22 protein-coding genes and 1 pseudogene are annotated in these 22631 nt (G+C 66.3%); 19 read left to right on the top strand and 4 right to left on the bottom strand.

What is annotated here, in order from left to right; translation table 11 throughout:
* The first annotated feature begins 3 nt into the window (after nt 1–3).
* The 19 genes from AC3B6C_RS03750 (at nt 4) to AC3B6C_RS03660 (ending at nt 19408) form a co-directional block, all read left to right on the top strand.
* Entirely contained in the window at nt 4–888 is an 885-nt protein-coding gene (locus tag AC3B6C_RS03750; RefSeq protein WP_488375009.1) for an SDR family NAD(P)-dependent oxidoreductase, read from the top strand.
* 89 nt (nt 889–977) lie between these two features.
* A complete protein-coding gene (locus AC3B6C_RS03745; protein ID WP_488375007.1) occupies nt 978–2165 on the top strand; it encodes a cytochrome P450 in 1188 nt (395 codons plus the stop codon).
* A 30-nt stretch (nt 2166–2195) separates the two neighbouring features.
* Complete coding sequence (locus AC3B6C_RS03740) at nt 2196–2387, top strand: ferredoxin (RefSeq protein ID WP_488375005.1); 192 nt, start codon at nt 2196–2198, stop codon at nt 2385–2387.
* A gap of 118 nt (nt 2388–2505) precedes the next feature.
* Nucleotides 2506–3267, top strand: a complete 762-nt coding sequence (locus AC3B6C_RS03735) for an MlaE family ABC transporter permease (protein WP_488375004.1) — start codon at nt 2506–2508, stop codon at nt 3265–3267.
* A 37-nt stretch (nt 3268–3304) separates the two neighbouring features.
* Nucleotides 3305–4162 carry an ABC transporter permease gene (locus AC3B6C_RS03730; protein ID WP_488375003.1) on the top strand — a complete coding sequence of 286 codons (858 nt, stop codon included), beginning with the start codon at nt 3305–3307 and terminating at the stop codon, nt 4160–4162.
* Between the two features lie 5 nt (nt 4163–4167).
* Complete coding sequence (locus AC3B6C_RS03725; RefSeq protein WP_488375002.1) at nt 4168–5367, top strand: MCE family protein; 1200 nt, start codon at nt 4168–4170, stop codon at nt 5365–5367.
* Entirely contained in the window at nt 5364–6386 is a 1023-nt protein-coding gene (locus AC3B6C_RS03720; RefSeq protein ID WP_488375001.1) for an MCE family protein, read from the top strand. Before AC3B6C_RS03725 ends, AC3B6C_RS03720 begins: the two co-directional genes overlap by 4 nt.
* Nucleotides 6387–6424: 38 nt before the next feature.
* Nucleotides 6425–7519 carry an MCE family protein gene (locus AC3B6C_RS03715; protein ID WP_488374999.1) on the top strand — a complete coding sequence of 365 codons (1095 nt, stop codon included), beginning with the start codon at nt 6425–6427 and terminating at the stop codon, nt 7517–7519.
* A 1-nt stretch (nt 7520) separates the two neighbouring features.
* Nucleotides 7521–8858: an MCE family protein gene (locus tag AC3B6C_RS03710; RefSeq protein WP_488374998.1), complete on the top strand. Its 1338-nt coding sequence runs from the start codon at nt 7521–7523 to the stop codon at nt 8856–8858.
* Nucleotides 8855–10027 (top strand): MCE family protein, encoded by a 1173-nt coding sequence (locus tag AC3B6C_RS03705; RefSeq protein ID WP_488374997.1) that lies wholly within the window; start codon nt 8855–8857, stop codon nt 10025–10027. Before AC3B6C_RS03710 ends, AC3B6C_RS03705 begins: the two co-directional genes overlap by 4 nt.
* Nucleotides 10024–11445 (top strand): MCE family protein, encoded by a 1422-nt coding sequence (locus AC3B6C_RS03700; protein ID WP_488374996.1) that lies wholly within the window; start codon nt 10024–10026, stop codon nt 11443–11445. Before AC3B6C_RS03705 ends, AC3B6C_RS03700 begins: the two co-directional genes overlap by 4 nt.
* Nucleotides 11415–12311 (top strand): hypothetical protein, encoded by an 897-nt coding sequence (locus AC3B6C_RS03695; RefSeq protein ID WP_488374995.1) that lies wholly within the window; start codon nt 11415–11417, stop codon nt 12309–12311. The genes AC3B6C_RS03700 and AC3B6C_RS03695 overlap by 31 nt, the downstream gene beginning before the upstream one ends.
* Nucleotides 12308–12970: a twin-arginine translocation pathway signal gene (locus AC3B6C_RS03690; RefSeq protein ID WP_488374993.1), complete on the top strand. Its 663-nt coding sequence runs from the start codon at nt 12308–12310 to the stop codon at nt 12968–12970. The genes AC3B6C_RS03695 and AC3B6C_RS03690 overlap by 4 nt, the downstream gene beginning before the upstream one ends.
* A gap of 98 nt (nt 12971–13068) precedes the next feature.
* The gene (locus tag AC3B6C_RS03685; protein ID WP_488374992.1) at nt 13069–14067 is read left to right on the top strand and encodes an alpha/beta hydrolase; all 999 of its coding nucleotides are present in this window, start codon (nt 13069–13071) and stop codon (nt 14065–14067) included.
* Nucleotides 14068–14141: 74 nt separating this feature from the next.
* On the top strand, nt 14142–15740 hold the full coding sequence (locus tag AC3B6C_RS03680; protein ID WP_488374991.1) for a class I adenylate-forming enzyme family protein: 1599 nt from the start codon (nt 14142–14144) through the stop codon (nt 15738–15740).
* Nucleotides 15741–15826: 86 nt separating this feature from the next.
* Nucleotides 15827–16999 carry a thiolase family protein gene (locus tag AC3B6C_RS03675; RefSeq protein WP_488374990.1) on the top strand — a complete coding sequence of 391 codons (1173 nt, stop codon included), beginning with the start codon at nt 15827–15829 and terminating at the stop codon, nt 16997–16999.
* Nucleotides 17000–17048: 49 nt separating this feature from the next.
* Nucleotides 17049–18050 (top strand): LLM class flavin-dependent oxidoreductase, encoded by a 1002-nt coding sequence (locus AC3B6C_RS03670; protein ID WP_488374989.1) that lies wholly within the window; start codon nt 17049–17051, stop codon nt 18048–18050.
* Nucleotides 18043–18792, top strand: a complete 750-nt coding sequence (locus tag AC3B6C_RS03665) for an SDR family NAD(P)-dependent oxidoreductase (protein WP_488374987.1) — start codon at nt 18043–18045, stop codon at nt 18790–18792. Before AC3B6C_RS03670 ends, AC3B6C_RS03665 begins: the two co-directional genes overlap by 8 nt.
* A 1-nt stretch (nt 18793) precedes the next feature.
* On the top strand, nt 18794–19408 hold the full coding sequence (locus AC3B6C_RS03660) for a nuclear transport factor 2 family protein (protein ID WP_488374986.1): 615 nt from the start codon (nt 18794–18796) through the stop codon (nt 19406–19408).
* Nucleotides 19409–19491: 83 nt separating this feature from the next.
* Here the strand turns inward: AC3B6C_RS03660 and AC3B6C_RS03655 are convergent, their stop codons facing one another.
* The 4 genes and pseudogenes from AC3B6C_RS03655 to AC3B6C_RS03640 all read right to left on the bottom strand — a co-directional run bounded on the left by AC3B6C_RS03655 (nt 19492) and on the right by AC3B6C_RS03640 (nt 22605).
* Nucleotides 19492–21042 (bottom strand): AMP-binding protein, encoded by a 1551-nt coding sequence (locus AC3B6C_RS03655; protein ID WP_488374985.1) that lies wholly within the window; start codon nt 21040–21042, stop codon nt 19492–19494.
* A gap of 1 nt (nt 21043) precedes the next feature.
* Nucleotides 21044–21289, bottom strand: a complete 246-nt coding sequence (locus AC3B6C_RS03650; protein ID WP_488376214.1) for a Zn-ribbon domain-containing OB-fold protein — start codon at nt 21287–21289, stop codon at nt 21044–21046.
* A gap of 48 nt (nt 21290–21337) precedes the next feature.
* Nucleotides 21338–21448 (bottom strand): annotated as a pseudogene (locus tag AC3B6C_RS03645) (zinc ribbon domain-containing protein); the annotation flags it as partial.
* A complete protein-coding gene (locus tag AC3B6C_RS03640; protein WP_488374984.1) occupies nt 21445–22605 on the bottom strand; it encodes a thiolase family protein in 1161 nt (386 codons plus the stop codon). The pseudogene AC3B6C_RS03645 and the gene AC3B6C_RS03640, both read right to left, overlap by 4 nt.
* Nucleotides 22606–22631: the final 26 nt, after the last annotated feature.

The raw sequence follows: 22631 nt of genomic DNA, 5'->3' as shown, positions 1-22631 counted from the left end.
CGAATGAAGGACAAAGTAGTTGCCATCACCGGTAGTGGGTCCGGGCTCGGGCGAGAGGGCGCGCTCCTCTTCGCGTCCGAGGGCGCGACGGTCGTCGTCAGCGATCTCGTCCCCGGTCGCGCTCAGGCGGTGGCCACACAGATCGCCGACGCCGGCGGAACCGCGATCGGCATCGATGCCGATGTACGCGAGGCGAGCGACATGGAACGCCTCGTGGCGACCGCCGTCGACACCTACGGGCGAATCGACGTGATGTGGGGGAACGCCGGTATCCCCGAGCCCGGGTTCGGGATGCAGCCGCTGGCCCAATCGTCGCTCGACGACTGGAACAACATCTTCGCGGTCAACACGACGGGCGTCTACCTCGCGTGGAAGGCGGCCGCCGACTGGATGATCACCAACAAGCGACCGGGAGCCCTCCTCGCGACGTCGTCGGCGGCATCGTTCACGGCCTACCCGGGGTTCCCGATGTACACCGCATCCAAGGCCGCGGTCAACGGACTCGTCCGTGCGGCCGCGCTGGAATTCGGGAAGTTCGGGATCCGGGCGAATGCGCTGTGCCCGACCCACGGCATGTCGGTGAACTTCGCGCTTCCGTCCGAGGCGGAGGTGTTGGGCAAGTCGTACGAACAGATGCAGGAGTGGGACCCCGACAATCGGGCGATGCCGTTGCGTCTGGACGAACCACCGATCCTCCGGGACAACGCGAACCTCGCACTGTTCCTTGCATCCGACGAATCCCGCTACATGTCGGGGCAGTCGATAGCCTCCGGTGACGGCGGACAGTTCGCCCGCACCTCGATCATCTTCCCGACCGACCTCGGGGAGAGTGAGGACATCACCTCGGGCTCGATCCCGGACGATCTGCGCGACCAGATCGACCGCTGAATCCCCCAACTCCCCGGTCCACAATCCGATCCCACACCCCAAGGTGCGCAGAAGTTTTCGCGCGTTGACCTTGTCACTGGAAGGTGTCCATGAACTCCGTAACCCGATTCGACCCGCGGATCTCGGGCCTGTCACAACAGGTCAAGGATCTCGCCGAACCGCAGAGTGTCTACTCGGCGAAAGCCCGGGACGTCCGTGCCGAACGGATCGACGGGGCTCTGCACCTCTACCGCCACGAGGACATCCTCGCCATCAACAAACACCCCCAGGTGCTGGGCAACGGCGGCCGGGGCGGCAGTTTCGGGCATGACGGCAGACTGATCCCGCTCGAGATCGACGGCCCCGACCACAAGAAGTGGCGTCGACTCCTCGACCCGATGTTCGCGCCGAAGCGGATGGCGCGACTCGAAGACCAGATCCGTGCGCAGGCCCGCGGGATTCTGTTGCAGGCCAGTGCGGATGGTGGCTCCGAACTGTTCGGCAGCCTGTGCACTCCGTTGCCCTGCCAGACGTTTCTGGGTCTGGTCGGAGCGCCGGTCGAGGACCTCGAGTTCTTCCTCGAGTTCAAGGAGGGGGTCATCCATCCTCGTGGCGACACGACCGAGGAGATCGACGCCAACATGGCGATGGCCGGTGCGAAGTTGCTCGAGTACTTCGACGGATTCCTGAAGGAGAAGCGACATCGAGCCGATGACTCCGACGACGTCATCGCCCAGCTGATCCGCGCCGACGTCGACGGGGAACCGGTCGGCGAGTTCGACCTGATCAACGTCCTGTTCCTGCTCATGTTCGCCGGACTCGACACCGTGACCGCGTCGTTGTCCTGTCTGATCGCATGGCTGGGCAAGCATCCCGAAGCACGCGCCGAGCTGGCGGCGGACCCGGACGGACTCCGTTCGGCGATCGAAGAGCTTCTTCGTTTCGAGTCGCCGGTGCCGTCCGGGATGCGATACCCCGACGTCGACGTCGACCTCGGCGAGGGACTGGTCGTCTCCGCCGGCGAACAGGTGAACGCCTTCTGGGCCGCGGCGAACGTCGACCCCACGTACCACGACGACCCGCTGCGCGTGGATTTCAACCGCGACAAGGTCGCGCACATGACCTTCGCGAGTGGAATCCACCGTTGTCTGGGTTCGCATCTGGCCCGGCTCGAACTCCGGATCGTCCTCGAAGAGTTGCTGAGCATCGTGCCCGACTTCGTGATCGACCCGGACGCGCTTCGTTACGACAACGTGGCGGTCCGGACGGTCACCACGATTCCGGTGACTGTCCGCTGATCCGGGGACGAGCGCAGAGGGAGACACGTCATGAGGCTTCGGCTGGAGAAGGACCGATGTGTCGGTCACGCACAGTGTTTCAGCGTCGACGAAGAGCTGTTTCCCATCGACGATGACGGCTATTCGCTGGTCGAGGAGACCGAGGTGCCTGGTGCGCAGGCGGCGCGGGTGCGCAGGGGAGTGGGTGCGTGTCCCGAACAGGCACTGGTCATCGACGAGTAGCGCAAGGGCATGCAGGTGGTCGGGGGAGAGGAAGTGAATCGATGGTGATCGATCTGGTGGAGCCGATCGAGTACCTCGTCAGGGTGATCGCCTATGTCCTTCTGAGGCAACGACTGCCATGAAGGTCAAGATGATCTCCGTGGTCAGCGGGGTCGGGAACTTCTTCGAGTTGTGTTTCGAGACCTTCCGCGCCTGCGGACGGGCTCCGTTCCACTGGCGGGAGGCGCTGCGTCAGGCCTGGTTCATCGTGACGGTCGCGTTCGTCCCGACCGTACTCGTCGCCCTGCCGTTCACGGTGCTCGTGATCTTCACGCTCAACATCCTGCTCGTCGAGTTCGGCGCCGCCGATCTGGCCGGAGCAGGTGCCGCACTCGGCGCGGTCACGCAGATCGGACCGTTGGTGACGGTGCTGATCGTGGCCGGTGCGGGAGCCACGGCCATCTGTGCGGACCTGGGAGCCAGGACGATTCGGGAGGAGATCGACGCCATGCGGGTACTCGGCATCGATCCGATCCATCGTCTGGTGGTGCCCCGCGTGGTCGCGTCCTGCGTCGTCGCCCTTCTCCTGAACGGGATGGTCGTCGCCATCGGACTGGTCGGCGGGTTCTTCTTCTCGGTGTACGTCCAGAACGTGACGCCCGGATCGTACGTATCGAGCCTGACCCTGGTGACGGGGCTGTCGGAGGTCGTGCTCTCCGAGATCAAGGCGGGGGTCTTCGGACTCATCGCCGCCCTGGTCGCCTCGTATCGGGGTCTCACGGTCAGCGGAGGTCCGAAGGGAGTCGGCACGGCGGTGAACGAGACGGTCGTCTATGCCTTTGTCGCACTGTTCGCCGTCAACGTCGTACTCACCGCGGTCGGTGTGCGTGCGACCGGATGACCACATTCGCGGCGTCGAGAGGATTGGGGGTGATGGCATGACAACCATGAGTGTGTTGTCCGCGCGGTATCCGCGGGCCGTCGGCATGATCAGGCAACCGGTCGTCGGTTTGCGCACCGTGGGGCACCAGGCCGTCTTCTACCGGGATGTGCTGACGCAGATCCCGCATGCGGTGGTCCACTATCGACGGGACGCCCTCCGACTCATCGCCGAGATCGGCATGGGCACAGGCGCTCTGGCGGTTGTGGGTGGAACTGTCGTGATCGTCGGTTTCATGACGTTCTCGGCCGGGACCCTGTTGGCGATCCAGGGCTTCGCGTCCCTCGGAGACATCGGGGTCGAGGCCCTGACCGGATTCTTCGCCGCCTACATCAACGTTCGCATCGCCGCACCGGTCACCGCGGGAATCGCGCTCGCGGCGACGATCGGTGCGGGGTCCACCGCTCAACTGGGCGCCATGCGCATCGCCGAGGAGGTCGACGCGCTGGAGGTCATGGCGATCCGGTCCATGTCCTATCTGGTCTCCACCCGAGTGGTCGCCGGGATGATCGCGATCATCCCGCTCTACACCGTCGCGGTTCTCATGTCGTTCTTGGCGTCTCGCTTCTACACGATCGCCATCAACGGACAGTCCGCCGGCGTCTACGACCACTACTTCGCGACGTTCCTGCGTCCCACCGACCTCGTCTGGTCGTTCTTGCAGGCGATCGCCATGGGAATCGTGGTGATGGGTATTCACTGCTATCACGGCTATCACGCCTCCGGCGGACCTGCGGGTGTGGGTGAGGCGGTGGGCAAGGCGGTCCGGTCGTCGCTGATCGCTGTCGTGATGGTCTGCCTCCTCGTCTCGCTCGCGGTGTACGGGACGTCCGGCAACTTCAATCTGGCGGGTTGACGGAGATGACCCAGGTGCGATCCGGTCGTCGCGAACCCCACTACGCTCTTGCCGGAGCGGTACTGCTGACGGTGATCCTGGTGCTCGTGATCGTCGCGCTCGCTTCCTTCCGCGGCAGTTTCGACACCGCGCGCTCGCTGCGTGTCGTGTCGGATCGCGCGGGCCTTGTGATGCAATCGGGCGCGAAGGTGAAGATGAACGGCGTCACCATCGGGTCGGTCTCGACCGTCACGACGGACGGGCACCTGACCGCGCTGGACCTGCGCGTCGACCCGGCCGACTTCTCCCGGATTCCCGAGGGAACCGTTGCCGAGATCAGGTCGTCGACCGCGTTCGGCGCGAAGTACGTGGCACTCGTCGTCCCGGACGATCCCGGCGGACGGACCGTCGTCGACGGACAGACGATCGCGGCGACGAACGTGCCGACCGAGGTCAACACACTGTTCGAGAATCTCCAGGGCGTCATGGAGACCGTGGACCCCGCCAAGCTCAACGCCGCCCTGAGCGCCGTGGCGGGCGGGCTGCGGCAGCGAGGCGCGGTGCTCGCCGAGACCATCGACGACTCGGACGCGGTCCTGCGCGGAATCAATCCGATGTGGCCGCAGATCAGCCGGGACACACGACTGGCCGGCGCGGTGGCCGACACGTACGGAGACGCGGCGCAGTCGATCCTCGCCCTGCTCGACAACGCGACCGTCACAGCCGGGACAGTGGTGGACCGACAAGACGGTCTGGACGGGTTGCTCGCGTCCGCCGTGGGTCTGGGGAACACGGGCGCTCATGTTCTGCGCGTGAACGGTCCGGCGTTCGTGAACGCTTCGCGGTTGCTGGTACCGACCACGGCTTTGCTCGCCGAATACTCGCCGGAATACAAGTGCATCGCCGATCAGGCGACATACAACCTCAAATACGGGATGGGTCGCTTCGGGGGGAACACAACCGGGTACTCGATGGATCTGGATGTCGCATTGCTGCTCGGCGACAATGCTTATCGCTACCCTGACAATCTTCCCGAGATCGGCGCCGAGGGCGGCCCACGCGGTGCGCCGGGCTGTTATTCGCAGATCACCCGCACGAACTACCCCGCTCCGTATCTGGTCATGGACACCGGTGCGAGCAACGCCGACGCGACGTCGCTCGCACCCGGCACCCCGATCTTCATGCAGTACCTCGTCGCACAGATCACCGGGGGAGGTTCTCGATGAGCATCCGATCGGTCGGAGTCCGTTTCGGTGTCTTCGCCACGGTGATGGTGGTGGTCCTGGCGGCGATCGTGATCGTCTTCGGTCAGTTCCGATTCGGGGAATCCACCACCTACCGGGCGGAATTCACCTCCGCGTCGGGACTGGCCGTGGGGGACAAGGTACGTATCGCCGGAGTGGATGTCGGACGCGTCGCCGACGTCGCGGTGACGAACGACGAGTACGCGACCGTGTCCTTCTCGGTCGAGGCCTCGGTGGGGCTCACCGGTGGGACCCGGGCGTTGATCCGGTATCAGAACCTCATCGGAGACCGCTACCTCGAACTGGCGCAGGGCCCCGGCGACCCGCGGGAGATCACCGCGGGCACTGTGATCCCCCGCTCGCGCACGACGCCCGCGCTCGATCTCGATGCCCTCGTCGGTGGGTTCCGTCCGCTGCTGAAAGCGTTGGATCCCGAACAGGTGAACGGGATCTCGACGGCGTTGGTGAAGGTGTTCCAGGGTGAGGGCGGCACCGTGGCCGACATCCTGGAGCAGACCGGTGAGGCGACTGACGCACTTGCCGACCAAGACGCGCTCATCGGTGCGGTCATCGACAACCTGAACGGCGTCCTCGCGTCGGTGCAACGGCACAACGCGCAGTTCGATCTCGGAATCGACAAGCTGCAGCAGTTGGTCAGCGGTCTGGCGACCCGGTCGACCCAGATCGCCGACTCGGTCGCCGGCATGTCGAGGGCAAGTCGGTCCGTGGCGAGTCTCCTCGACCAGACGCGGCCGGACATCGCCGCGGATGTCGCCTTGACCAGAGAACTCGCCGCCAACATCAACGCCGACGAAGAGTACGTCGACAGACTGCTCGGCGAGCTACCCGAGAGCTATCGCACCCTGAGCAGGCTGGGGCTCTACGGGGCGTTCTTCACCTTCTACCTGTGCGACGCGACTCTCAAACTCAATGGGCCGAAGGGAGATCCGGTGTACATCGACATCATCGGACAACGAGCGGGCAGGTGCACGCCGCCATGAGGCGCCGCGGAGGGGGTTCCACGGCTTTTCGTACCGGTGTGATCGGAGTCGTGGTCATCACGATGGGGGTACTCACCGCTCAGTACTTCCAGCAGGTGCCACTGCTGGGCGCGCACCGAAGCTACGCGGGACTGTTCGCCGATACGGGTGGCCTGGCCGCCGGTGACGAGGTCCAGCTCGCCGGCGTGGGTGTCGGTGAGGTCGAGACCATCTCGATCGACGGTGACCGGGTCCGGATCTCGTTCTCCGCGGAGGGGGTCACGCTCGGGGACCGGACCGAGCTGGCGATCAAGACCAAGACCGCCCTGGGCACCAAATACCTCGACGTCAGGTCCCGCGGTCACACCTCGCTCGGATCCGCGGACGTGATCCCGCTGGAGAGGACCAGCACTCCCTACCTCCTGACCGATGCGCTCGGTGATCTCACGGAGACGTCGGCGGGACTCGAGAAACAGGATCTGACGGCAGCCATGGACACTCTGGCGCAGACGCTCGACAGGGCCGCACCCGATCTGGGCGTCGCGCTCGACGGCCTGAGCCGCTTCTCGGCGACGATCGGTTCCCGCGACGAACTCGTGCACGAGTTGTTGGGAAACGCCGAGGACGTGACGTCGGTGCTCGCCGACCGGAGCGCTCAGATCAACCAGATGATGTTGGACGGCGGCGCACTGTTCGCCGCGTTGTCGAGCCGGTCGCGTGCGGTGGACGAACTGCTGGTCGGCATCCGGACGGTGACCAATCAGGTCGGTGCCCTCGTCGACGAGAACCGGCAGCAGCTCCGTCCCGCCCTCGACGAGCTCAATCGTGTCGCGGCGATGCTGGACAGGCACCGTGATGACCTGCAGGCCTCGTTGAAGCCGTTGCAGCAGTACGCGACCTCGCTCGGGGAGTCCGTGGCCTCGGGCCCGTTCTTCAATGCCTACGTGATGAACATCCTTCCGGGACAGTTCCTCCAACCGTTCATCGACGCGGCCTTCGAGGATCAGGGCATCGACATCAGCAAGCTCGGCCAGACGACGTACCCGGTTCCGTGCGGTGCCAACACGCCGCCTGGAACGACACCGCCCGGCGGAGGGCCGCCCGCGGACACCGGCCGCTGTCCACAAGGGCTACCGGGAATCGGAGGTGGGTGACATGAGCGGTGTATTGCGCGGGTATCGCGACGACCTGGCCGCCGCCAGATCGTCGATGACACCGAAGCGAACGGTCGTCGCGGTCCTGACTCTCGTCGTGCTGGCGATGTCGATCGCCGGGTGGCAGGTGTACGAGAAGGTGACCACGGTCGCGGTCACCGCGCACTTCGCCAACACCAACGGTCTCTATCCCGGCGACGCGGTGAAGGTCATGGGTGTCACGATCGGGGAGATCAGCTCCATCGAGCCAGATGACCAGAGCATGCGTGTCCGCTTGGTCATCGACAGCCGCCACCAGGTCCCGGCGGGCGCCCAGGCGGTGATCATGTCCCCGACGCTCGTGTCCGCCAGGTTCGTTCAGCTGGCACCCGGATACACCGGTGGCCCGACTCTCGCCGACGGGTCGACGATTCCGATCGAACGGACGGCGGTTCCCGTTGAGTGGGATGACTTCCGCGACCAGCTCGAAGACCTCAGCAGCTCGTTGGGTAGTACGAAAGACGGGGAGCGAGGACCGATGTCGAAGTTCATATCGTCCGCTGCCGAGGCGATCGATGGTAAGGGCCGGGACATCAATCAGACACTCGAGCAGTTGTCCCGGGCGGCGACGACCCTCGGAGACGGACGGTCTGATCTGTTCGCGACGATCCGCAACCTCCAGGTGTTCTCCTCGGCGCTCAAGGGAAGCGGCGAGCAGATGGCACAGTTCAACCGTGACCTCGCAGAGGTCACGTCGGTCCTGACCGACACCGATGATGAACTGGCGCAGGCGATCGACGGCGTGGACGGGGTGCTCGAGCAGCTGACGACCTTTGTCGCCGACAACCGGGACGGAATCGCGACCGCGGTGTCCACACTCGCCCGCGTGACCTCGAGTCTCCGCGAGAGTGAACCCGACATCGAGCAACTCCTCCATGTCGGCCCGAACGCTTTCGCGAACTTCTACAACATCTATCAACCGGCGCAGGGAACCCTGACCGGTGCGCTGTCGGTCACGCAGTTCCAGAACCCCATCCAGTTCATCTGCGGAGCGATACAGGCGGCGTCGCAGGAGGGAGCGCAGGAGTCGGCGCGTAGATGCGCTCAGTATCTCGGGCCGGTCCTCAAGAACATCGCGTTCAACTACCCGCCGGTGGGCACCAACCCGATTCGGAGTGTGCAGATGCGGCCAGAGCAGATCGATTACAGCGAGACCGGACTTCGCCCGCCCGCGGGTATGACGAACACCTCTGTGCCAGGGGTCTTCTCGCCGAAGTCCGACTCGGGCAGGACAATGATCCGACAAGGCTCCGGCTTGTCCGGTCTGATGTCCGTTCCGGATGGAAGAGGGCGTCGATGACTCGCAGGATCAGCAGCGACCGGTGGCGGCAGTCGGTTGCCGAAACCTTCCGATCGTGTCGTGCCGTGCTCGTCGGTGCCGTGGTGATGGTCGTGCTGGCGTCGTGTTCGTCCTGGACCGGACCGAACTCGCTCCCACTTCCCGGCACACCGGGCAGGCAGGACGATGCGATCGTCGTGACCATCCAGATGGCCAATGTCAACGGCGTCGAGCAGAACTCAGAGGTTCTCGTCGACGACGTGAGCGTCGGCACGGTGACCGGGATCGCCCGGCAGGGGTGGCACGCACTGGTGACGGTGAGTCTCCTACCGTCGGTGGATCTTCCCGCCAATGCAACCGCCACCGTCGGTCAGACGAGCCTGCTGGGGACTCTCCACATCGCCCTGTCGGCGCCGGCCGGCGAAGAGCCGGCCGGCCGATTGACCAGCGGCGCGGTGATCCCGCTGGCGAGGTCCGGCGGGTACCCGACCACCGAACAGACCCTGGCGTCGGTGTCGACTGTGCTCAACGGAGGAGGCCTGGCCCAGCTCCAGGACATCAATCGGCAGGTCAACTCCGCCCTGGGTGGGCACGAGGAGCAAGCGCGATCGCTGATCAGGCAACTCGCGATCTTCACGCGGAACCTCAACGAACAGAAGTCGGCGATCATCGCGGCGACGCGCTCGACCAACGAACTCGCCGAGCAGATCAGCGCACGATCGGGAACCGTCGACCGAGCGCTGGAGACGATACCGGGGGCATTGGACGTGCTGGCCCGCGACCGGGAGAACCTCCGGAATGCGATCACCGCGATCGGTGAGTTCGCCGGCCTCGCCGATCAGGTCGTGCGGGCGAGTTCGTCATCGGTGACCGACAACCTGCGCGCCCTGCAGCCCACACTGCGTGAACTCGCCGCCGCCGGACCGAATCTGACCCGGTCCCTGGGTTTGCTGTCGACCTTTCCGTGGCCGCAGGACGGCATCCGCAAGTTCATCCGCGGAGACGCTGGAAACCTGAGCGCAACAATCGATCTCACTATTGGACGGGCGGACAACTCGTACTTGCAGATGACGGGGGCCGACGGCCGGCTGACGGCGTTCGAGACGCTTCTCGGCCGTACGATCGGGCGTCAACCCATGCCATCGACCAAGAACCCGTTGTCGGCCCCGATTCTGCGGGGTGGATCATGACACGGCTCGTGCGGTGGCAGCTACTCGTGTTCGCGACGGTCACCGTTCTGGGCGTGAGTGTCATGGCCGTCGGTTACATGCGGATCCCGGATGCGGTGGGCCTGGGGCGTTACAACGTGAAGGTCGAGCTGGCCGATACCGGCGGGCTGTATGCGACGTCCAACGTGACCTTCCGGGGCTCGACCGTCGGACGGGTGACGTCGGTCGAGGTGACCGGCACCGGGGCACGGGCGGTACTCGATCTCGATTCATCGATTCGTGTCCCGGCGGACAGCCGTGCGGATGTGCACAGCAGGTCGGCCATCGGCGAGCAGTATCTCGACCTGGTTCCCGGGTCCTCCAGCTCTCCGTATCTCGCTGACGGGGACACCATTCCGGTGGAACGCACGACCGTCCCCCAAGACATCGGCCCTCTGCTCGACACCGTCAACCGAAGCCTGCGAGACATTCCGCGCGATCAACTGGCGACGGTGATCGACACGGCGTACGAGGCGTTCGACGGGCAGGACCCGGCCCTTCGGCGGCTGTTGGACTCGGTTCACGCGCTGATGCGCGACGGTGAGGAGAACCTCGGCCAGACGACGGCGCTGCTGCGCGACATCGAACCCGTTCTGCGCTCGCAGGCCGACAGCAGCGAGTCCATTCGACGGTGGGCGAGCAGCCTGCAGGTGTTGTCGGACCAGGCCGCGGGACGAGACGCTGCGGTGCGTCGTGTCATCGACCGGTCGCCCGCGGCGCTTGGCCAGGTCAACGCGCTGTTTCAACAAGTGCGGCCAACCCTTCCGATCCTGCTCGCCAACGCGGTGAGTCTCGGACAGGTTGCGGTCACCTACAATCCGAGCCTCGAGCAGATTCTGGTCGTCATGCCACAGGGCATTTCCGCGCTGGCGACCATCGCGGTGCCCAACATGGACGGAACCGAGCGCGGATTCTTGTCGTTCAACACGACGACGCTGAACTCCAGCCCACCGTGCACGACCGGATTCTTGCCCGCCTCTGCGCGTCGGGACGGCTCGGCGGTCGACTCGCCGCCGCGGCCGGATCAAGCGCTGTACTGCGCCATCCCGCAGGATTCGCAGATCGCGGTCCGAGGGTCTCGCAACCTGCCCTGTATGGGTCGGCCGGGCAGACGCGCACCCACCGTCGAGATCTGCAAACGCGACGAGCCCTATCGGCCACTCGGCGACAACCCCTGGTTCGGTGAACCGGCCGCAGTCGAGGGCGATCCGACGCCCGGGGCGCCGATCTCACCGTCCTCGCACTCCGGCGGCGACGCCCCGGTTGCGGTGGCACCCTACGACCCCCGGACCGGAGTTGTGTCCACGCCTGGCGGAACCACCTTCGTGCGTGACGATCTCGGTTCGACATCCGGTGGAAGGAACGTGACATGGAAGCAGATGTTGACCCCGGCGCGATGATCGACGAATCGGCCGTCCGCACGGCGCGCGACCGCGCCGAGCGGGCGCGACGAGCGGCTCTGGCGGCGTCTGCGGCTGCCGCAGCCGCGGAAGAAGCCGTACGGGCTGCGGAAGTGGCTCTGGCGGAGTCCAACTCGGTGACCGACGACTCGGCGACAACCGATCCGGCGACAACCGGGCCGGCACCGACGTCGCCGGTCGTCGAGGACGACCCGGTCGTCGAAGCTGACGACGACACGGCCGTCGACGATGACGACGACACGGCCGTCGACGATGACGAACCGGACGGTGCGACGCCCGCGGACGCAGCGCCGGCGGTGGGCCTTCGGGCTCGGGGGCACGGCCTCCTGCATTGGCTGCGTTCGCATTTCGCCGCTGGGGCGCGGCGGCGCACGATCGGCGCGCTCGTCGTCCTCGCGCTCATCGCGGGCGGCGTCGGGGCGAGCCTGTGGATGTACTCGACCCATCGGGATCATGTCGCGGCGGAGAACCGTCGGGCCGCCTACGTCCAGGCAGCATCGCAAGCGGTGGTGAACATGACGTCGATCGACTTCGAGCATGCCGAGGCAGACGTCCAACGCGTTCTGGACGCGGCGACCGGCGAGTTCCGTGACGACTTCGACAAACGCGGGCCGGCGTTCGTGGAGGTCATCCGGAAATCGCGGGTGGCCACCGACGGGAAGATCGGTCTCGCCGGCGTGGAGCGGGTCGGTCCCGATGGCTCGATGGTGGTTCTCGTGGCCAGCAATTCCACCGTGAGCAACGCGGCCGGTGCGCAGAACGAGGATCGCGCATGGCGATTGCGGGTGACAGTGGTCCCGGTCGACGGCGACCTGAAGATCTCGAAGGTGGAGTTCGTCCCATGAGCAGCAAGGTCACAGAACACGACGTCTCAGAACAGGACGTCACAGAACAGAACGTCACAGAACAGAACGTCACAGAACAGGAGGTCACACAACAGGACGCCCCTGGACAGGACACCGACCACGGTGGGAAGGCGCCGGAGACGCCGCGGGCGCGCGGGATCGGGCGCTTCCGGGTCCGGAGCACTCGCCTGAAATGGATCGGAGCCGCGGTGGTCGTGGCCGCCCTGGTGAGTTGCCTCGCGTTTCAGTACTGGCAGTACGCGGAGCCGGAACGCGCAGCCGAGAGAGCGCGCCAGGAGGTCGGCGAGGTGGCCGCCGCCGGTGCCGTGGCGATCCTGTCGTACGAACACGCCAGCGTCGACCGTGATGTCGCCGCCGCTCGCGACCGGTTGACCGGCGAGTTCCTCGAGTACTACCGGGACTTCACCTCGAAGGTCGTGGTTCCCGCAGCCAAGGAGAAGTCGGTCGACACCAAGGCGTCCGTGGTGGGGACCGCGATCGCGTCCGCCTCCGCGGACCGGGCGGTGGTCCTGGCTTTCGTCAACCAGTCGACGGTGACCGCTGACAACGCTTCACCCACGCTGACGGCGAGCAGTGTGCGGGTCGAGCTGACCAAGGTGGACGGCGAGTGGTTGATCGAGCGATTCGATCCGGTGTGAAACCCCGCAGGGTGCCGCGTCACCCGATCTCTCAGTGGTGAAGGTTTCGGCCTTCGCCTACAACAGCCGAGATTCGCCACGAACAGGAGAACATCATCATGTCCGAGAAGTTCGATCTCACGGTGACCACGCCGGGCGGAAGGATCGCCGCCACCACGTTCCTGCCGGACCCGAGTGAACTCACCGATCATCCGGTCGCAGTGTTCGCGCTGCCGGGCGGCGGGTACTCGCGCGGCTATTTCGACATACACACGGATGGCGGTGGCGATTACAGCCAAGCCGAGTTCCACGCCGCGCGAGGTCGAATCTTCATCGCTCTCGACCACCTGGGCGTCGGGGACAGCTCCACTCAGGGTCTTGACTCGATGCGGATCGAGGACATCGCCGACACCAATGCGGATGCGGTGGGTCAGATAGCCGACATGTTGCGCTCGGGTGGCCTGCCCGTGGACTATCCGCCCCTGCCGAACGTGCGTCTGGTCGGGATCGGTCAGTCGATGGGTGGGGGAGTGACCGTACTGATGCAGGCGAGGCGATCGAGTTTCGACGCGATCGGCGTCCTCGGTTACAGCGCGCGCCACACGGTGCTCCCACAGCGGACCGAAGCCGAGCGTCAGAAAGGAATCACCGACCGTGGTCGACAGTCCGGACGTGACGCCGACGTGCAGACGCTGTCTCTCGCCGAGTCGGCGGCATCCACCGAGGACTACGTGTATCCGTTCCACTGGGAAGACGTCGACGCTGACCTGATCGCCGCAGACATGGGGAACGGGTATCCGATCCGGGAGGTGACGCCTCCATGGGGGAGCGCAACACTTCCCAACTGTGTCATCTCGATGTTGTCGCCCGGATTCATCGAAGACGAGGCAAACGCCATCACCGTGCCCGTCTTCATCGGTGTGGGTGAGCGCGACGTCGTTCCGGACCCGCGGCAAGAACCGAGTGCCTATGGCGCGGCATCCGACCTCACGCTCGCGCTCGTCCCGCGGATGGCGCACATGCACAACTTCGCGTCGACCCGACGGCAGCTGTGGGATCGAATCGAAAGGTGGATGACGGCCCTCGACCTGGAGGAGGCGCGACAGCCCATAAGGTAGATTATTAGTCTGATTGGTTCTGCGAGGCCGGCCGGTCGGACAGACTGCACCGAACAGCACAGCGGGTGAATGCAATGACGAGTCGTGCCATCTCTGATCTCCCCCTGCCCGGGGCTGCGCCGGTTGCCGGCCGAGCGTACGTCCGGGCGGGTGGAACCGATGTACCCCGGGAGGGGTCGTACGGGGCCACGATCGCAGGGAGGCTGTCGCTCGTCGCTGCCAGTCATCCCCGCCGAGACGCGATTCGGTGGGTCGACGGCGATGTACTGAAGTCGACGTCGTGGGAGGAACTGCACCGGCTTTCGGTGACGGTGGGTGCGGCGTTGCGCGGACTGCACCCGGCCGGCCGTCGGGTCGGCATCCTCGGCAACACTCGCACCGAGTGGATATACGCGATGTACGGCGCCGCCCGGGCCGGGCTCGGTGTGGTCGCGCTGCCGAATGACACGGACGGCACGATCGAGGAACTGTGTGACCGTCTGGGCCTCACGGTCGTGGTGATCACCTCCGACGTGGATCTGACGGTCGAGCCGACCCCGGGCGTCGAGTTCGTGCGGATCCGCGATCTCATCGAATCGCCTTTTCCCCCGGACGGTTTGAGTGCCGGCCCGGTCGACTCGAGAGATCCGTTCCTGTACCAGTTCACCTCCGGGACAACCGGCCGGCCGAAGGTCGCGGTGCTGTCACACCGTGCGGTCCTCGGATCGGCGGAGGCCTACATCCGCGGCGCGGGCGCCCAGGACGGATCGGTGGTGTTCAATCCGCTCCCGCTGCAGCACGTGGGCGGGTCCGTCGCCGGCGTGATCGCCGCGCTGACGATCAGCGGTTCCTACGTCTCGGTGGACCGGTTCGATGCAGCGACCGCGGGGGCCCTGATCCGGCGCACCGAGCCGACGGTGGTCGGTCTGGTGCCGACGATGATCATCGACATGCTGGACAGAGGTGCGGTCACCGCCGCTGATTTCGCCTCGGTGGTCTCGGTCGTCGGGGGCGCGACGAGTGTGGACCCGGCACTGATCGACAAGGTCGAACATGATCTCGGCATCCGTTTCCTCGTCGGGTACGGACAGAGCGAGGCCCCGTGCCTGACGCTGAGTGGGCGTGAGGACCCGACACTCCTCCGGACGCGAACGATAGGTCGCCCGCTGCGCGGCCGGGACTATCTCATCCTGGGCCGCGACGGCGTGCAAGCGGACGGCGAGGTCGGTGAGCTCTGCGTGAGGGGGCCGCTGATCATGACCGGCTATCTCGACGACGACACCGGGCAGGTCACCCCGGTGACCGACGAGCACGGTTGGCTGCGGACCGGGGACCTGTGTTCGATGGCAGGAGGCATCGTGACCTTCCATTCGCGGATCCGCGATGTCGTCGTGCGGGGCGGTGAGAATCTCTACCCGGCCGAGATCGAGCCGGTCATCGCCGGACATCAAGCGGTACAGGAGGTGTCGGTGTTCGGCTTGCCCGACGATCGCCTCGGGGAGCGGTTGGTCGCGGCGGTGCGAGCGGTACCCGGTGCCGAGCTCACGGAGGGACAGCTGGCCGCCTACTCCGCCGAGCACCTGCCGAGGCGCAAACAGCCCACCCAGTGGTTCCTCGTCGACGACTTCCCCCGGACCTCGACCGGGAAGGTGCGCAAACCCGACCTGGTCCGGCGGTTCGCCCACGGTGCTTGACGACGACGTGAGGCGGCCTGTTATATAGTTAACTAATTGGACTTTTTCGTCGGCGCTGGCCCGACGAGCCGAAGTGAGGAGAAGGTATGCGTGACGCGGTTGTGGTGGCAGTGGCCCGGACACCGATCGGCAAGCGGAACGGAGGGCTTGCGGGCGTGCATGCTGTCGACGCCTCGGCCCAGGTCCTGACGGCTCTGGCCGAGCGCGCCGGTATCGATCCGTCGATCGTCGACGACGTGCACTGGGGCAACGTGATCAGTGTCGGCCAGCAGTCCGGGAACATCGGTCGGATGGCCGTCCTGGGGGCCGGCTGGCCGGAGAGCGTGCCCGGATTTACCATCGATCGCCAGTGCGGGTCCTCGCAGCAGGCGATCTCCACCGCTGCCGCGACCGTGATCGCGGGACATGCCGACGTGGTCGTGGCCGGCGGCGTCGAGATGATGTCCGGCGTCCCGATGGGTGCGGCGACGGTCGAGGGCACCGGCGAAATGGGCGGCCCCGCGGTGACCCGATACGAGGACGAGCTCACCGCACCGGGTTTCGGTGGTCGATTCAACCAGGGTGCCGGTGCCGAACTGATCGCCCGCGAGTGGAAGCTCTCGCGGACGCAGCTCGACGAGTACTCCGTGCGTTCACATGAGCGGGCCGCCCAGGCGCAGGACGACGGCGCGTTCGTCGACGAGATCGTGCCCACCAAGGTCGGTGACCAGGTGCTCTCGGTCGACGAAGGAATCCGTCGCGGATCGACGGTCGAGAAGCTGTCGAACCTGAAGACGCCCTTCCTCGAGGACGGCGTCATCACGGCCGGCAACGCCTCGCAGATCTCCGACGGAGCCGCAGCTCTGCTCATCACCACGTCGGAGCGAGCCGCAGCGCTCGGCCTGACTCCGCTCGCGCGGATCCACACCGCAGTCGTCACCGGAGACGATCCGGTCAAGATGCTGACGGGTCCTATCCCGGCGACGGCGCTCGCGCTGAAGCGATCGGGCCTGTCGATCGCCGACATCGCTGCCTTCGAGGTCAACGAGGCGTTCGCGCCGGTGCCGCTGGCCTGGCAGGCCGAGACGGGTGCGCCGGACGAAGCGCTCAACCCCCTGGGCGGAGCGATCGCCCTGGGGCACCCGCTCGGCGGTTCGGGCGCACGGATCGCGGCGACCCTCATCTCGCACCTCGGACGTACGGGCGGCCGGTATGGCCTCCAGACGATGTGTGAGGGCGGCGGTACCGCCAACGCGACGATCTACGAGAACCTGCGTTGATCGGCCTCGGGGTCGCTCCGGCGCCCTCGGGCCGGACGGAGGGCCGTCGATGAAGGTCGGGCTGTACTTCGACATGCGCAACCCGTCCGGATGGCACACGGATCCGGCGAGGCTCTATTCCTTCACGCTGGAACTCTGTGAGGAAGCCGATCGGGCGGGGATCGACTCGCTCTGGTTCACCGAACATCACCTGTTCGACGACGGCTACCTGTCACAGCCGTTGACGATGGCGGCCGCTGCCGCCGCGCGTACGCGTGACTGTCGGATCGGGACCGGGATCGTCGTCGCCCCCTTGCACAACCCGGTCGAACTCGCCGAACAGGCCGCGATCGTGGATCTGGTGTCCGGCGGCCGCCTCGATCTCGGACTCGGTGCGGGCTATCGGATTCCCGAATTCGAGTTGTACGGCGCGTCGACGTCCCGGCGCTACGCCGAGACCGACCGCCGCGTCACCGAGATCAGGGAACTGTGGGGAGCCGGCGGTGTCACGCCTGCTCCGATCCAACAGCCGGTTCCGATCTGGCTCGGCTACCTCGGGCCGCAGGGCGCCGCGCGGGCGGGGCGGCTCGGCGCCAACCTGCTCACTCCCAATGCCGATATGTGGCCGGCGTACCGCGACGCGCTCGTCGAATCAGGACACGATCCGAACTCGGCGGCAATGGGCGGAGGCATTCAGGGCTGGGTGTCGGAGGATCCCGAGGCCGACTGGCCATTCGTCTCCGAACACCTTGCCTACCAACTCAACTCGTATCGTCGTCACATGGTCGAGGGCACCGAACACCCGGTGCCGCGGCTCGTGGATCCGGACGCGGTCGCCTCGCGCAGTCCTCGCGGAAGCCTGGACTACTTCTTCTACGGCACGCCGGAGGACGTCGCGGTGCGCGTTCGGGAACACACGGCAGGCGCACCGGTGGACACCGTGTACTTCTGGGCGTCGCTGGGCGGGATGCCCGAGGACCGGGTTCGCGACAACGTGTCGGTGATCTGCAATCGGTTGCGCCCCTTGCTTTCCGGAACCGGGGTCGACGAGGAAGGAAAATCGCGTGGGTGACAGATTGGCCGGGGAGGTCGCGCTCGTCACCGGGGCCGGACAGGGCATCGGGCGAGGCGTGGCCCGTGCCCTGGCGGGTGAGGGCGCGCTGGTCGCGCTCGCCGGGCGGACAGAGGCGAAATGCGTGGCCGTGGCCGATGAGATCGTCGCCGACGGCGGTCGCGCCATAGCCTTGAGATGCGATGTCGCCATCCCGGAGCAGATCGAGGAGACCGTGCGTCGGACGGTGGACTCGTTCGGGGGATTGAGCATCCTGGTCAACAACGCGCAGTCCACGATTCAGGGACCGCTCGAGAATCTCACCGCCGATGACGTTGCCCTCAGCTGGGAGACCGGGGCGATGGCGACGTTCAACGCCATGCAGGCGGCCTTGCCTCATCTGAAGGCCGCCGGCGGTGGCTCGATCGTCAACTTCGGCTCGAGTACGGCCATCGACGGCGCGGCCGGTTTCGGCGCGTATGCGATGGCGAAGGAGGCGATCCGCGGTCTGTCGCGCGTGGCAGCCCGCGAGTGGGGCCGGTACGGGGTGCGGGTCAACGTCGTGGTCCCCAATGCTCTGTCACCGTCGGCGGTCGAGTTCCGCGACGCCCAGCCGGAACGGTTCGAGAGGATGCGCAGGGGTATCCCATTGGGACGTGTCGGCGACCCGGAGGACGACATCGGGCGAGCCGTGGTGGCTCTGGTGAGCCCGGATCTCGACTACATGACGGGCGAGACCTTGATGCTGACAGGTGGTGCGTGAGATGGCCGGGGACCGCGACAGTGGAAGCGGCGACGACTCGGGGATCGGCACCGACACGACGGCCGGCAGCATCGAGGACAGGATCGAGCGGATCGAAGCCCGCCAGGACATCGGGCAGCTCCCTATCCGGTACGCCATGGCGGTGGATCAGCGCGACATGGATACCTGGGTCGGGCTCTTCGTCCCGGACGTCCGTGCCGGGAGATTCGGGAACGGCCGTGAAGCGCTGAAGCAGTTCATCAGCCCGCAGGTGGAACAGTTCTACCGGTCGATCCACTTCATCATGGGTCACCGGATAGTCCTCGACGATCGGGACTCCGCCCACGGACACGTCTACTGTCGTGCCGAGCACGAGGTCGGCGGCCGCTGGGTGGTCATGGCGATTCGCTACGACGACACATACCGTCGCGTCGACGGGGAATGGTTGTTCGCCACCCGGCGCGAAAGGCACTGGTACGCGGTCGACGCCGTCGACACCCCGCAGTCTGTCCAGTTCGACAGCTGGAAGACCTCCCCGCACCCACCGACGGTGCCCAGGGTGGATCCGACCACGTGGAGCGGATTCTGGACGGGCGTCGACACCTCGGAGATCACGTCGGCGCCGATCGTCGACTGAAGCGTCGTCCATCTCGATACACACCACAAACAGTCGAGCCCCGGTCCGATGGACCGGGGCTCGACTGTTTGTGTGGTTGTATGTCAGACGGTCGTCTTCGAGATGTCGGCCTTGCCGGGGTAACCGCCGCCGCCGAACGCCGCGTCGAGTGCGTCGTAGTCGGTCTGTCCACCCACGGTGGGGATGGAGTCGACGAACTCCACGTACTTCGGCTTCTTGTACGACGCGATGCGCTCCTTGCAGTACGCCCGGAGCTCCTCCTCGGTGACGGACTGCCCTTCTTCGAGGACCACGATCGCCTTGACCGATTGCACGAATGCGGGATCGGGTACACCGATGATCGCTGCCGACTTCACCGCGGGATGACTCCGCAGGCATCCCTCGACCTCGGGCGGATAGATGTTCTCCGCCGCCGACTTCACCATGCGTGTCATCGTGCCGAGGAACGACACGGTACCGTCGGCCTCCCGTCGGCCCGCATCGGTCGTGCGCCACCATCCCCCGTCGAGGAAGCGTGCGGCATTGATCTCCGGACGGTTCCAGTAACCGAGGTGGACCGTGTCACCGCGGATGACGATCTCGCCGATCTCACCGTCGGCGACCTCGACGCCCTCCGGATCGACGATCTTGACCTGGTCCACGGGCGAGGGGCGCCCGCCGTTGCCGGCGCCCGCGGGACCGAACGCCCGGAGGAGGGCCAGGCCGGTGACCTCGGTCTGACCGAACCCGCCCGGACGCTGTCCCCAGCCGGTGTTGTCGACCGGGAGGGTGTCACCCCAGACCGGGGCGAAGGCCCCGGCACGCAGGTGGGAGAGATCGAACTCGCCGTTCGCGTTGAGGGCCTTGATCTCCATGATCGTCGGCGGCATCAGGAAAGCGGAGGTCACCTTCTCCTCGGCGAGCACCCGGATGACGGTGGCGGCGTCCACGCGGCGGATGTAGACGTTGGTTCCACCCCGGACGAAGACCGGGAGTGAATCGAACTGGAAGTTACCGATGTGGAACAAGGGGCCCGAGTTGAGGAACACCGACTGATGGTCGGCTCCGGTCGCCTCGCCGGTCGCCAGTGCCATCGAGATCAGGTTGCGGTTGGTGAGCATCGATCCACCGGGACGGTCGACGATGGCAGCTGTGTAGATGACGAGCAGGGCGTCGTCGGCGGTCGCCTGTGATGTCCGCTCCTCGGACGAGGCCGACTGCAGCCGTGCGTCATAGCCGTCCGGGCCGTCACCGTCCGCCTGAATCCAGACAGCGCGCGACTGTGCCTTCGTACGTGCCGCGGTCACGACCTCGCCGATCTCCTCGGCCTGCCAGACGATGACGGTGGGATCGAAGTCTTCGATGACGAAGGCCATCTCGTCCGCCGACTGGCGCCAGTTCACCGGGCAGATCATCGCCCCCACGCGACTGGCGGCGACGAGGAGTTCGAGGAATCGGTACGACGACTGGGCCAGCCACATGACGCGATCGCCTCGGGAGACCCCGAGATCGGTCAGCAGGTTGGCGGACCTCGTGACCCGCGCCTCGAACTGTTTCCAGGTGAATCGGGTGTCGCCGTCGACGACCGCGGTGCGATCCGGGAAACGTCGACTGTTCTCGTGCGCTATGTCGGACAGAGTCACTTGGGTGGGCATGTCATTCTCCAGATCTGTTGGTAGGCGTGAAGACTGGCAGGGAGGCGTCTTCGACATCGAGGAAGGTCACGGAGACGGGCATGCCGATCGTGACCTCCGCCGGGTCGCAGCCGACGATGTTGGTCAGATAGGTCCATCCTTCGTCGAGTCGAACGACGGCAAGGACGTAAGGCGCTTCGATGTCGGGCGACGGTGACCGGTGCACGACGCTGAAGGTGAGGATCGTGCCAGTCCCGCCACTGGGCACATACGACCAGTCCGTCGACGCAGTTCCGGGGACGCATCGCTCCGGAGGAAAGAAGTATGTGCCGGTCCGGTTGCAGCGCGGCACCACGAAGCGATGCTCGCGTGCAGCCGTCCAGAACGGTTCCGACAGTGTTGACGGTTGCGCGGCCAGTCTTCTCACCGCTGCCCCTTCCCGAAGAGTGCGATTTCGTAATGGCTGGCCGCAGAACCGGCATTGGCTGCGAGCGTCACCTGGGCATCGGCCACTTGATGAACGGCGTCTGCGCGGAGTTGACGTACGCACTCGATCACTTTGAGCGTCATCTGTTGCGTCCCGTTCCAGGCGTACGAGAGGCAGCCGCCGTCGGTGTTCACCGGGTGCCGGCCGTCGAGCCCGATCGATTCGTCGGTGATGTACGCGCCGCCCTCGCCCTCGGCGCAGTACCCGAGGGTCTCGAGCTGACGGATGATCTCGAACGAGTTGGGGTCGTAGAGACTCAGGACGTCGACGTCTGCCGGGCCCAGCCCGGCCATCCGGAACGCTCGGGCAGCGGCGTCGGCGCCGAGGCGGCCGACCTCGGAGTACGACGGCGGCATCACGTAAGCCCCGCCCACGGACTCCATCGCGCCGCCGAGCACGGTCACCGGTACATGAGGCAGGTCGCGGGCTCTGTCCTTGCGCGCCAGGACGACTGCTGCGCCGCCCTCGCCGGCCAGGCACACGTCCAGTCGGTGCAGTGGCGTCGCGAGCATCGGCGAGTTGAGGACATCCTCGACCGTGTACGGCCCACGTCCGTACATGATCGCCTCGGGATTGGTGTGACCGTTGTTCCGGACTGTCGCGGCAACCGTGGCCAGGTGTTCCGAGGTGGTGCCGAAGCGGTGCATGTGTTCGGCGGCCACGAGGGCGAACAGGGGCACGACATACCCGCCCCAGACGTCGGTGAACTCCGCGGGCTCGGTCCCCGCTCCGATGCTGGCGCCCGCGCCGAAGACGCCGGCCATCCCGCCGCCGACGACCGCGACGTCACACAGTCCCGCATCGATGGCGGCGGCCGCCTTCAGCACGCCGCGCGCGCCCGACGTGTCGAGCAGGGAATCGGCGACCCATCGGACGGGACCGCCCAGGGCTCGCGCCCAGGAGAACCCCTCGGGTGGATGACCGCCCGGGCCCGGCCAGTCGGCGGCCACTCCATCGACATCCGACGGGGACAGGCCCGCGTCTGCAATGGCGCCGAACACCGCTTCCTGGGCGAGGTCGAGTGACGTGCGATGAGGGAGTTGTCGACCTTGCTCGGTCGCGTGTATCCCTACGATTGCGACGTCACTCAGACTCACGGTCGATCTCCTTCGATGTGGCGCGA

It is taken from the genome of Gordonia sp. 11cp (assembly GCF_057767225.1).
Note: the sequence above shows the minus strand (reverse complement) of the source record. Positions and strands in the feature narration are given on the sequence as shown.